Origin of the sequence: Sedimentisphaera salicampi (assembly GCF_002117005.1) — a bacterium.
GTDB lineage: Bacteria > Planctomycetota > Phycisphaerae > Sedimentisphaerales > Sedimentisphaeraceae > Sedimentisphaera > Sedimentisphaera salicampi.
Map to the genome: position 1 here is coordinate 3,180,401 of NZ_CP021023.1, position 11,893 is coordinate 3,192,293.

Annotated in this window: 11 protein-coding genes; 8 read left to right on the forward strand and 3 right to left on the reverse strand. The window is 49.1% G+C overall.

Translation table 11 applies throughout. The features are described from left to right. The first annotated feature begins 18 nt into the window (after positions 1-18). Complete coding sequence (locus STSP1_RS12250; protein ID WP_085756614.1) at positions 19-1,440, forward strand: sulfatase-like hydrolase/transferase; 1,422 nt, start codon at positions 19-21, stop codon at positions 1,438-1,440. Between the two features lie 133 nt (positions 1,441-1,573). On the opposite strand, the gene STSP1_RS12255 is transcribed toward STSP1_RS12250, so the two are convergent. From STSP1_RS12255 to STSP1_RS12265, 3 genes are all read right to left on the reverse strand, one after another. Further along, complete coding sequence (locus tag STSP1_RS12255) at positions 1,574-2,659, reverse strand: glycoside hydrolase family protein (protein WP_085756615.1); 1,086 nt, start codon at positions 2,657-2,659, stop codon at positions 1,574-1,576. Between the two features lie 204 nt (positions 2,660-2,863). Beyond that, complete coding sequence (locus STSP1_RS12260) at positions 2,864-3,661, reverse strand: TatD family hydrolase (protein ID WP_085756616.1); 798 nt, start codon at positions 3,659-3,661, stop codon at positions 2,864-2,866. Beyond that, complete coding sequence (locus STSP1_RS12265) at positions 3,658-4,497, reverse strand: polyprenyl synthetase family protein (protein WP_161491738.1); 840 nt, start codon at positions 4,495-4,497, stop codon at positions 3,658-3,660. Before STSP1_RS12265 ends, STSP1_RS12260 begins: the two co-directional genes overlap by 4 nt. 82 nt (positions 4,498-4,579) lie before the next feature. On the opposite strand from STSP1_RS12265, the gene STSP1_RS12270 reads away from it, so the two are divergent. The 7 genes from STSP1_RS12270 (at position 4,580) to STSP1_RS12295 (ending at position 11,760) form a co-directional block, all read left to right on the forward strand. Next, on the forward strand, positions 4,580-6,427 hold the full coding sequence (locus STSP1_RS12270) for an FAD-binding protein (protein WP_085756618.1): 1,848 nt from the start codon (positions 4,580-4,582) through the stop codon (positions 6,425-6,427). After that, the gene (locus STSP1_RS12275; protein ID WP_085756619.1) at positions 6,424-8,094 is read left to right on the forward strand and encodes an electron transfer flavoprotein-ubiquinone oxidoreductase; all 1,671 of its coding nucleotides are present in this window, start codon (positions 6,424-6,426) and stop codon (positions 8,092-8,094) included. Before STSP1_RS12270 ends, STSP1_RS12275 begins: the two co-directional genes overlap by 4 nt. 28 nt (positions 8,095-8,122) lie before the next feature. Further along, a complete protein-coding gene (dtd, locus tag STSP1_RS12280; protein ID WP_085756620.1) occupies positions 8,123-8,566 on the forward strand; it encodes a D-aminoacyl-tRNA deacylase in 444 nt (147 codons plus the stop codon). Between the two features lie 24 nt (positions 8,567-8,590). Continuing rightward, positions 8,591-8,755 (forward strand): hypothetical protein, encoded by a 165-nt coding sequence (locus STSP1_RS12560; protein WP_161491739.1) that lies wholly within the window; start codon positions 8,591-8,593, stop codon positions 8,753-8,755. Between the two features lie 185 nt (positions 8,756-8,940). Continuing rightward, the gene (gene def, locus STSP1_RS12285; protein WP_161491740.1) at positions 8,941-9,474 is read left to right on the forward strand and encodes a peptide deformylase; all 534 of its coding nucleotides are present in this window, start codon (positions 8,941-8,943) and stop codon (positions 9,472-9,474) included. Further along, complete coding sequence (fmt, locus tag STSP1_RS12290; protein WP_085756622.1) at positions 9,471-10,433, forward strand: methionyl-tRNA formyltransferase; 963 nt, start codon at positions 9,471-9,473, stop codon at positions 10,431-10,433. The genes def and fmt overlap by 4 nt, the downstream gene beginning before the upstream one ends. Then, positions 10,426-11,760 carry a transcription antitermination factor NusB gene (locus tag STSP1_RS12295; RefSeq protein WP_085756623.1) on the forward strand — a complete coding sequence of 445 codons (1,335 nt, stop codon included), beginning with the start codon at positions 10,426-10,428 and terminating at the stop codon, positions 11,758-11,760. Before fmt ends, STSP1_RS12295 begins: the two co-directional genes overlap by 8 nt. Positions 11,761-11,893: the final 133 nt, after the last annotated feature.

Below are 11,893 nucleotides of genomic sequence, written 5' to 3' on the forward strand. Positions count from 1 at the left end.
CTATTAAAAGGATACATAATGGAAAGAAGAAGTTTTCTCAAAGCAGCGTGCAGTTCGTTGGCATTTTCAGCCTTTTCAGGAGCCTCTTTTGCAGCCAGTGATGCATCAAAGCAGGCTGCGAAGGATGCAATTAGCTCTAATAAGCGGCCTAACGTAATAATTTTTCTCGCAGATGATGCCGGATACGGTGATTTCGGATTTCAGGGTTCAAAAGTCCAGCAGACCCCGCACATCGATTCGATTGCCAAAACCGGCACAAGATTCTCGCAGGCTTACGTAACAGCCTCGGTATGCTGCCCCTCAAGAGCAGGGCTTCTCACGGGGCGTTATCAGCAGCGTTTCGGCCACGAATTCAACGGCCCCGATGCAAAGCCCATGCCCGGCTACACTCAGGACGACCTCGGCCTCGACCCGAACGAGAAAACCTTCGCCGACTACTTCAAATCCCTCGGCTACCGCACCTGCGTTATCGGCAAGTGGAATATGGGGCTTCGTCCGCAGTTTCAGCCGTGGAACAGGAATTTCGATGAATTTTTCGGATTCCTTGGCGGCGCCCGTTCTTACTTCCCGATCGAAGGAGAAGTAAACGAGCACCATGTGATGATAAAGAATCAGAAGGTTTATCCCGAAGAGAAGATTACCTATACCACAGATGATTTCACCGATTATGCCGTTGATTACGTACAAAGGCATAAAGACAGGCCGTTCTTCTTATACCTTTCCTATAACGCCGTTCACACTCCAATGCATGCTAAGGAGGAAGACTTGGAGCAGTTCAGCGATGTTGAGCCTTGGAGAAGGCGGGCAAACGCCGCTATGACAAAGGCGATGGACGACAGCATTGGGAGAGTTTCCGCCAAGCTAAAGGAGCTTGGGCTTGAGGATGATACGCTCATTATGTTCTTCAATGATAACGGCGGCACAAATAACGGTGCTTCAAACGGAAAGCTCCGCGGCATGAAGGGTTCGCAGTGGGAAGGCGGAATCCGCGTGCCTTGTATAATGAAGTGGCCGGGCGAGATAAAGGAAAATACTGTTTATGATAATCCTGTAAGCGGGTTTGATTTCCTTCCCACAGCCTATGCCGCAGCAGGGGGGAGCAAGATTCTCGGCAAGCCTTTCGACGGCGTTAATCTCCTGCCATACCTGAAAGGCAAAAAGAAATCACGCCCCCATAAAACACTCTTCTGGAAGAGGGGCAGGGGATATGCCGTTCGGGAAGGAGACTGGAAATGGGTTCATCAGGAAGATGGCACGACCGGTCTTTATAATCTCGCAGAAGACGTCTCAGAAAAGAACGACCTTTCAGAGAAGTATCCTGAAAAGTTGAAGCATCTCAAGAAGCTTTATAAGCAGTGGGAAAGTGAAATGGCTCCGCCGAAATGGAAAAGAGGCGGCGGCTGGATCGAGTATGACATTGCCGAACAGTTGAATTCGTAGATTTGTTTCGCAGCTAAAACCCAAGTCCAACGTGCCCATAGGGGTGAACATATTTATTCGCCCCTACGGCTTTGTGCGTCAACAAAACTTTATACAAATATATCCTTTGTGGGCTCAGTGTTGAACTCTGAAACTATTCTTTCCTTACAGGCACGGCAATATTCGCGCTTCTGCCCTGATATAATACTGAAAAATATGCCGTCTCCGGATTGCCTTGCGAATCGGTGAGTATAAAAGGCCTTTCCATACGTCTTGGTTTCCAGATTTTTCCGTTGTCGAGTTGTATATGCTTTTCAGTGAAAACGGGTTCTGAATTTGGCTCCCAGTTTTTCCTGTCTGAAGACTTGAAACACCGAAGATCATTGCCCCCTAGAACATGGCATACCATAAAGTATTCCTTCAAGCCTTTGTCATACCAAATGCAGGCATCTTCTGTTTGCCGTTGATCAAATACTGGCTCCTGATCAAACTTAAACGGACCTTCCGGTTTATCCGATTCGCCGATAAGCTGTATTCTAAACCACCCCTCTCTTCGTGCGCTGTCGCCTTTCATAATCATCATATAAGTTCCGTTTTGATAGATAACGGCAGGATTAACTGCTATATTTTTGAAATTCCCGTGCGGTACAACCACAGGGGAATCGTTCCGGCGGAACGGCCCTTCCGGCCTGTCTGCTATTGCAACTCCTATCCGCTGGGTGTTCCTTACAGTCTTGCCGTTCTCTCTAAGCCAGCTAAGGCTTAGCTTCTCAGACTCTTCAGCATTGGTTTTAATCTCTGAGAGGTCGTTGGCGATATAGTATAAGCAGATCTTCCCCTCTGCTTGGCATACATAGGGATTGGAGGAGTTCACTAGATCCCAGCCCCTGCTTTTTCGGGTCTTTAACACTACGTTTTTTGTTTGGAATGGGCCTTCTGGATCCTCAGCTACTGCATGAACGATTTCACTGCTGTTGAGCCAGGCGCCGAAGCCGTTTGATTTCGGCCAGCGGTTGTAGTAGGCGTGATATTTGCCGTCTTCCCATTTCATCACGCTCAGACCCCAGACGAAATATTCATCATTGGCTATAATATGTTTCGATGTTTTACTCTCAAGGAAGTTTTCTTTTACTTCTGATGGTATAGGCTGGAGATTAAATTCTGCGCCTACCGCAGAAACTGCGGTTAAAAGAACGCAGCAAACGATGGTCGGCAAGCATTTTGCTGTTGATTTATGCATATACATTCCTCGTTAAATAAGATTACTTTCGAAATTCGCTTTTCATATTATATCTTAAAAAGCCTTGATTTTTTTATTTTTTTGAAAAGGTGCTGGCTTTCGCTTTTGCTGCGATAAACTAAGATTGCTGGAGGAAAAAATATGGCTCTTCCGAAAAATGCGTACCTTATTGCAAAAAGCAAAGATATGGCGCTATTATAAATCTTAGAATAAAATCTGGAAATTCTCCTCAGTCTGCCTTTCCAGCTCCTCCGGGCTTACGCCTCTGAGCCTTGCAGCTCCCCTGCATATAAGCGGTATGTTTGCCGGCTCATTTCTGAGGTATCCCATATTGTTTTTGATATTCTTCTCTGCCGCTGCTTGAAGCAGGTATTCTTCAGGCGGGGTAAGATAGGGCGAATCGGTTTCGAGGAGTATTTTCCCTGCCGGTGCATTGCGAATAGCCCTGTGCATACTCTTGCAGTTGTCCTGAAGCATTTTGCCGTTGAACGAGAAATACACATCAAACTTTCCCAGCTCCCTCATAAATTCAGCAGAGCCGCTGTAGGAATGCATAAGAAGCCTCGGGTTTTCTTTTCTGCTGCTCAGCGTTTGCATTAATGCCCCGAACGCCTTCAGGCAATGCACAATAGCCGGCTTGCCGGCCTCGAGGCAAATATCGAGCTGCGTATTAAACACATCAATCTGCTTTTCAATATTTTCATTGCAGAGCAGCTTATCGAGCCCGATCTCGCCGATAGCCGCAGAGCGGTCTGCCAAGGCGTGCAGCTTATCTTTCCAGCCTTCGCTGAGCCGGCCGGCAAACCAAGGGTGCACCCCGTATGCCGGCAGCAGGCAGGGGTGATCTTGGCATATCAGCGAAACTCTCTGCCAGTCTTCGGGATTTGTCCCGCAGCAGACCATACGCCTCACACCTGAGCTGAGCGCCCTTTGGATAACTTCCTCGAGGTCGTCCCTGAAGCATTCGTCCTGAAGGTGAACGTGAGAATCAGTGAGGCTCATTTCCCGAGCAGCCTTTCCTGAAGGTAGCGGATGAAGGTGATAAGCTCCTCGCCGAATTCTTCAGGGCAGTTCAATACCGTTTTTTTAGCTTCATCCAAGAGCTCAAGGCCTCTGCCGGCCGCTAAAACCCTGTGCCTGCCGAATACATCCGCCAAACTTTCCGATTCGCAGGCAAGGATATACGGCAGTGTGTATATGCCCGCTGCTGCGTCGGCCTCTGTGTCTTCAAGATCGTTTGAAATCTGAAACGCAGACCCGCATTTCTCCGCTGCGAATCCGGCTTTGGAGCTCTCCGGCCTGATCCCTTCAGCCGCCGTACGGAAAAGCGAGGCAGTTTTCAGCGAGATTATCTTCATATAAACATCCGAGCTAACTGCACCGCAGAATTTCTGCTGTTCCTGCAGGAGCTCGCCCCTGCACATATCCTTCACGGCTTTCATCAGCGATTTTGTTTTTTCCGCCCCGCACTTTTCCAGACACAGAAGAGCCGCCTCAGACATCAGCGAATCGCCGTAGAGCAGGGCGGAATTCGCCCCTTCCCTTGCGGGAAAGCTTACCTGCCCGCGTCTTACCGTGCTTTTATCAAGAAGGTCGTCGTGGATGAGGCTCGCATTATGCACGATTTCGATAGAGGCTGCAAAATTAATTGTCTCCTCGTCCACTTCCCCTCTGCTTATGCAGAAGCAGAACAGCGGCCTGAGCATCTTCCCCTCGTTGAGTTTATCCGCTTCCTCCGAGAGCTCTTCAAGAGAGATGGCCGCATCAAGCACCTTACCTCTCACCTTGTTGAGCTGTTCTCCGAACTTCTCTGTTAATTTGTCATAATTGCTTTTCATTCGCCCGCATATAAAATAGTTATCAGAAATTATGTTTTTAATTATCATAACATTTAAGATTGTATGAGAAAAGCTATTTATTATGAACTTTATACTTCTTGTTAAGTACGTCCCCGACGTTTCAAGGATCACAGACAGCAGCTTCGACAGCGAAACAGGCAACCTCAGAAGGGCCTCACTGCCCGGTATTACCAACCCCGAGGACATATCGGCAATAAGCCTTGCAAAGAGAATAGCAGACCGCAAGGCAGACGGCAGCGACAAGTTTATCGCCCTTACGATGGGGCCTGCCCCCGCCTCGAAGGCGCTCTATGAAGCACTTTCGCTCGCTGCGGACAAGGCTTTCCACCTCCAAAACAGCAGGTTTGCAGGTGCTGACACTTGGGCAACTGCCGAAATCCTGACAAAAGCTATTAAGAAAATTGCTCGTGAAGAGTTTGGCGATGAGCCGTATGCAGTGGCGGGGGGGATGCAGTCCTGCGACGGAGATACCGCTCAGGTGCTTCCGCAGACGGCTGCCGCTTTGAATCTTCCAATAATCAGCTATGCCTTCGACGGAGACTACAGAGACCGAAGGTTTCACTTCTCCTGCATAAAGGAGGGGGGAGATGTATTTCTCAGCACGGGCGAAAAGTCCTTCGTGCTCACTGTATCTTCATTCGAATACCCCCTGTACCCATCCTTCAGCCGCTCTAGATGGGCGAGAGTCCAGCCGCACAAAAGGCTCACTGCTGAGATGATCGGCCTCGAGGGCAGCGGGATGTCCAATTCGCTCACGAAAGTTGTGAAGATATTCCGCCCGAAAGAGAATCAGCGGAAACAAGAGCACATTACCAGCCTCAAGGAGTTCAGCGAGCTTATAGTTCAAAGCTGCAAAAAAAAGCATCGCAGGGAATCTGCCGGCAGATTTGTTGATTACAAGCCGACAAACAGCAGTGAGGTGTGGGTGGTGTGCGAGCCCTCCGATAAGCTCGAAGAATGCACTGCCGAGCTGCTCGCCGAGGCCAGAAAGCTTGCATCCGAGATCGGCGGGGTATGCTGCCTTGCGGCCTTTGATTCGCCAGACCAGAAGTTTGCGGAAAAGGCCGCAAGGGCAGGGGCAGACAAGATCTACCGGCTGCCAAACTGCGGTGTAAACGAAAACCGTGAGAGACAGGGCAGGATGCTCGGGGAGCTTGTAAACTCCAAAAAGCCGAAGATCGTTATGTTCAGCGCAACGCTTTTCGGTAGGGTTGCAGCTCCAATCTGCGCATATATAACCGGCAGCGGCCTCACCGCAGACTGCACCAGCCTTCACCTCGAGAAAAAATCCGACGGCGGTTTCGAGCTTATCCAAACGCGTCCGGCTCTCGGGGGCAATATAATGGCTCAGATAAAAACGATTAACTCCACTACCTCTATGGCCACGGTTCGCCCGGGCAGGTTTACAGCAGCGATAAGCGATCAGGAAAGGCAGTGCGAGCTGGTCGATTTCCCAGCAGCCCTCGTTAAAGACAGGGATATCGCTGTTGAAAGCCAGTCAGGGAGCAAGGTAAGCGATTTTAACTGCGATGTTATAATATCGGCAGGCAGGGGTTTAGCCTCGAAAGAAAACTTCGAGGAAACAATCCTGCCTTTCAAAAAGGTTTTGGAGCTCTCGTGCAGCTGTTCTGCGGCGGCAGGTGCATCCAGAGCCGCCGTGGAGCACGGCTTCGCAGACCGTAATCTCCAGATAGGGCAAACGGGCAAAACCGTATCACCCTCACTGTATATAGCCGCTGGTATTTCAGGTGCTGTCCAGCATATTGTTGGAATTGAGAAATCATCTGTTATAATGAGTATAAACAGTGATCCGGGCTGCCCGATTTTTGCTCAGAGCGATTATTATTATGTTGGCGATGCAGTTCAGTCGCTGAATAAAATCCGCGGTTTTCTGGAGAGTATGCTATGAACAAATTTGCTGATTATAAAACCGTTGACCTGCTTGTTGTTGGTGCCGGAGTTGCAGGGCTTACCGCAGCAGCGGCTGCAAAATCTCTGTGTCCGGAGAAAAGCGTATGCGTGATAGACAAGGCCTCCGGCCCGGGAAGGCACAACCTCTCCGGCGGCACGTTCGACCCTTCAGCCTTGTATGAATTCCTGAATCTCGCATTCCCGGGCTGGCAGGATAATGAAAAGATTTCCAAATTTCTAAGCAGACGGGTTCTTAATGAGCAGTTTTTTATGCTCTCCTCCAAATCAAGGGCGTTCAGAATAACCCCCCAGTTAAAGCTTGCAAAAGCCCTGAAGCTCTCTGCAGGCAAGATGCTCTCGCAGGGCGAAACAATCATCTCTGTCTCGAAATTAGTGAGGGTTGTAGAGGCGATGGCAGTAGAGAAGGGGGTGGAGATATACTACAGCTTTCCAGCGGAGTTTGTCGATTTCGACCATAAAACCGCTCGGGCAAAGGGAGTGCGCCTAGCTGATAAAGGCCTTGATGAAGGCGGGATAAAGCAGATGAACTACACCCCGGGAGAGCTCATCAGCGCTGAGGATGTGATTCTTGCCGAAGGCGCAGATGGCTATGTTACCGAGCAGTTCATTGCCCATTCTGAGCTTGAGAGAAACCAGCCCCAGATCTATTCGCTAGGAGTTAAAGAGGTGATTGAAGTTAGCCGGCAGCAGTACCAGGCCCTCGGCAGCTCAAATGTTATACGTTTTGCCGGATACCCGCTCTGGAAGCCGTTTTCAAGCCCTTCTATTTTCGGCGGAGGGGCTCTTTATCCGCTTGGAGGATGCCGTATTGCAGTAGTACTTATCTCAGCCTTAGACTGGAAATACAAAGACTACAGCCCTTATGAGGCCTTCTGCCTCTTCAAGAAGCACCCGAAGGTAGCCCAGTATCTCAGGGGAGGAAGGGTTCTTGAGGCAGGGGCAAAGCTTATCCCTGAGGGCGGCTTCCATTCAATACCGAGAGATAAAGTACGCTCTACATTTGCAGGTACTTCTAATGTCCTGCTCGCAGGGGACTGTGCGGGCTTTGTTAATATGCACAGAATGAAGGGACTCTCAAACGCAGTTCTTTCCGGCTTGCAGGCGGGAAAGGCGGTGAGTATGAAAGAGAAAAACGGCGGATCTCTTGCCAAAAATTATTCAAATATGCTTGAGTTCTCCGGACTGATAGACCAGATGAAAAGGGCAGCGAAATTCCGTCAGATTATTTCTAAATTCGGCGTTACATTAGGCCTCGGCCTCGGAAATATTGACTTTATGCTGCCTTTGTTTAACATTCGGGAAGACAATAAGCGTGAGATGACAGAATCTTACCCGTATTCTGGCAAAGGGTTGTTCGATCAGGCGGATTTCGTAAAGCATACCGGTGTTCAGCACCGTGAGAATCAGCAGCCCCATCTTGTGATAAAGGATGTGGATATATGCAAGTGGGAATGTGCAAGGAAATACGACTGCCCCTGCCTGAAGTTTTGCCCGGGGCAGGTTTATGAAAAAATGCAGGAACATGTAGGGCCGGTAAATACATCTAATTGCCTGCACTGCAAAACATGTCAGAGGAAATGTCCGTATAGCAACATTGAGTGGACGGTCCCCGAGGCAGGCGGGCCGATGTACACGGATATGTAAACGAGGAATAAAGAGAAACGGAGAATATATGAAGGCGGTACTTCAGAGAGTAAACAGCGCTTCGCTGAGTTCAAATGAGGAAAGTGTCAGCGAAATCGGGAAAGGGGTTCTTGCTTACGTAGGAATCCTTAAAGGTGATAACGAATACGACTTGGAATTTATAGCGAGGAAGATTTCTTCCCTTCGCCTATTTTCCGATGACAACGGCAGGCTCAATATCAGCCCTGTGGATGTGAAGGGGGAAATCCTCCTTGTCAGCAATTTTACAATAGGCGCTAACTGCAGAAAAGGCAACAGACCGAGCTTCGACAGCGCTGCAGAACAGGCAGAGGCGAAGAGGCTTTTCGAACTTCTCGTAGAAATGCTCAAAGACAGCGGCCTGAAGGTGAAAACAGGCGTATTCGGCGCACATATGAAAATTGACAGTCAGGCTGACGGGCCTGTGAATATATTCCTTGATTCAAGAACTTAAAACCGGCCGGAAAGGGGCGAGATTATGAGCTCAAAAAAGATGTGCGGCTTAGTGAAGAAGGATATCGTTAAGAAGGATATCAAAAAATACACCAAATTGGTGAGTCAGCCGGAATTTGCCTGCAAAAAATGCGGGCTGGTATGTTCGGATAAAGACAGGCTCTGCAAGCCAGCAAAGCTGAAAGATTAGATTTAAACAGAAAAGCCGATACAAAGCTTTACAAAAAAGACGCAGCAGGGCTATGTTTATCTGCTGCGCCTTTTTTAATGACTGCCGAAAGCTGGTTTTATTCGCTGGAAATTTATTCCAGAAATAGTAGAATAAGGGGCAGTCGTTTTTTTACCCGCTTTAAGCTTAAAATATTTGATAAGATTATGATAGATTTGGATAAATGCAGATTAACCTTCTGGCCTGAGCCGGTGCTTCTGGAGAAGGCGAAGGAGGTTGAGAAAATAGATGATAATATACGGGCATTTGTTGATAAGATGCTCGATATTATGGTTGAGTCCAACGGGATTGGTCTTGCCGCTCCTCAGGCCAACGCAGGAATAAGGATATTTGTGGTGTCTCTCAAGGCAGACAGGGAGAAAGCCACGGTGTTCATCAACCCCGAGCTGAAGCTCTCCGGCGAGGTTACCGGTATGGAGGAAGGCTGCCTTTCAGTTCCCGGGATAAATCCTAAGATTGAAAGGCCCTCGAAGGTCTCTGTTACCGCGCTTAACCTTGACGGCGAGCGGTTTACTCTGCAGGCCGAAGGGCTTCTGGCAAAATGTGTCCAGCACGAGAACGACCACCTCAACGGCAAGACGATAATTGAACGAATCTCCAGAATCTCGAAGCTGAGATTCAGGACTCAGATAGAACAGCTCAAAGAAGATTTAAGAAGCAGGCAGGGGAGTGATGAATGAGAATATTCTTTTGCGGGTCAAGCGGTTTCGGACTGCCCTGTCTTGAAGCCCTTAGAGACAGCAGGCACGAGCTTGTCCAAGTTGCCACTCAGCCGGCACATAAGGCCGGCAGGGGGCGGAAAATTCGCAAAACCCCAGCAGCAGACTGGGCTGAGCATAATTCAGTACCGTGCTTTGAAACCGCTGATATAAACTCTGATGAGTCCCTCAGGCTCGCCGAAACGCTCAGACCTGATCTCTTCGTTGTGATAGCGTTCGGACAGAAGGTCGGCAGGGATTTCATCGAAAAGGCTCGATATGAGGCAATAAACGTGCATGCCTCCCTGCTGCCGAAATACCGAGGCGCAGCCCCGATAAACTGGGCACTTCTCAACGGCGAGAAAGAAACCGGCGTAACGATAATAACGCTCGCCGAGAAAATGGATGCGGGTTATATGCTCGGAAAGAAGAAAACCCCGATTTATAAAGACGACAACGCAAAGAGCCTGCACGACAGGCTCGCTGTTTTGAGCCCCGAGCTTCTGCTTGAAACGATAGATAAGATTGAAAACGGATCCGCCTCGTATATTCCTCAGGATGAAACCCGCGCTACGCTCGCCAGAAAGCTGAAGAAATCTGACGGAATCATAGACTGGCACAGCTCCGCTGAGGATATCGCAAACAAGGTGCGGGCATTCTGGCCGTGGCCTGAAGCCCAAACAAGATACCAAATTGGCAAGAGCGGGAAAATTATAAAGGTGATTATTGCCGATGCAGAGCCTGCTGAAAAGGCGGAAGGTTCCTCGCAGGAGGTTGGAGCTCTTGATGATAATATGAATGTTGTATGCGGGGAAGGTGCTCTTGCAATCAATAGGCTGAAGCCTGAAAACAGCAGTATGATGGATTTCAAGGCCTTCGAAAACGGAAGATACAGCGGAAGTGATGATAAGTTTCTAAATATTCAGCCTAAGTATGAATGACAGAGAACTTATACTAAAAGCATTAACTTACTATAAGCCCGGTAAAACAAAAACCGAATCGCTTCTCGCCGATCTGCTCAGTAAATGCAGCGACAAGGCTTTTGTCAATAATTTCTGCTGCGGGATTATTCGCAGTCTTCCGGCTGTAGATATCGTTACAGCAAAGATTTCAGGGGCAGGAGAAAAGAAAACATCGCCTCAGCTTTGGACAGTTCTCAGGTGCGGGGTGTTTGATATAATCTACCGGCCGAAACAGGAGATTTACGCAGCCGTAAACGAATGGGTTAAGCTCGCCGGCGGCAAAAAGCAGAGAGGCTTTGCAAATGCAGTGCTCAGAACTGTAATCAGAAACATCTCCAGCCGCAGTGTTGAAAGCCCTCTCAGGGCTGATTTTCTCCCAGTATCAGGTGCAGCCGGCTGCCTGTTCAAGCAGGATATTTTCAGCAGCCCCGATAAAGAGCCCGCTGAATACCTGAGTCAGGTCTATTCTCTCCCGTGCTGGCTGGTGGCCGGCTGGCTGAAGAATTTTGGCTGGGAGAAGGCCTGCGCTGTCTGCAGAGCATCAAACAGAAAACCAGGGCTCTATCTTCGCCCAAACAAAACCCTCACAACGCCGGAAAAGCTCCTTGAGCTGCTGAGGGAAGAAGGGGCAGCAGCTTACCGCAAGGGAGATATCATTGCCCTTGAGAAGGCAGGCAGGCCAGTGGAAAAGCTTCCAGGCTTCGAGGAAGGCCTTTTCTGCGTGCAGGATATTACCGCATTTGAGGCGGGGCTTCTCATAAACCCCTCCCCGGGACAGAGGATTCTCGATCTCTGCTCCGCCCCGGGAACCAAGTCTTCCCATCTCGCAGAGCTTATGCAGGGTCAAGGAGAGGTGATCTCCACGGATATAAACCCCGCTCGTCTCGAGAAGGCAAGAGAAAACAAGCAGCGCCTGAGGCTTGATAATATCACCGTTTTAGACTATGAACAGGCCTTCCAATACGCCGCTGACAGGCAGATTGATGCAGTTCTGCTCGATGTTCCCTGCTCTAATTCGGGTGTGCTCTCCAAAAGGCTGGATATGCGCTACCGCCTCAGGCCCGAGGGCATTAAGCAGCTAAACTCTCAGCAGTACGACATAATCAAAACAGTTCTAACTCGTCTGCCGGCGGTGAAAAAGCTGTTTTACAGCACGTGCAGTGTTGAAAAGTCCGAAAATTATGGAATTTTGCACAAACTCCTTTGTGAGCTCGACAGGGGGGCTATAAGGCGTACTAAACTAACCCTCCCATCCGACGTAAGTTTCGGCAGGGACGGGGGTTATATCGCTGAATTTACCCTTTAATCACCCCTCCCGAAGGTTTCCCGCAGAATCGCTTTCCACAGCTTTTCAACAATAAGGGCTTACGATGTGCATAACACGTGCCTTAAAAAAAATCTTTTCTCGTAAGTTCTTATTTTCAGCGAGTCTCCAAAAT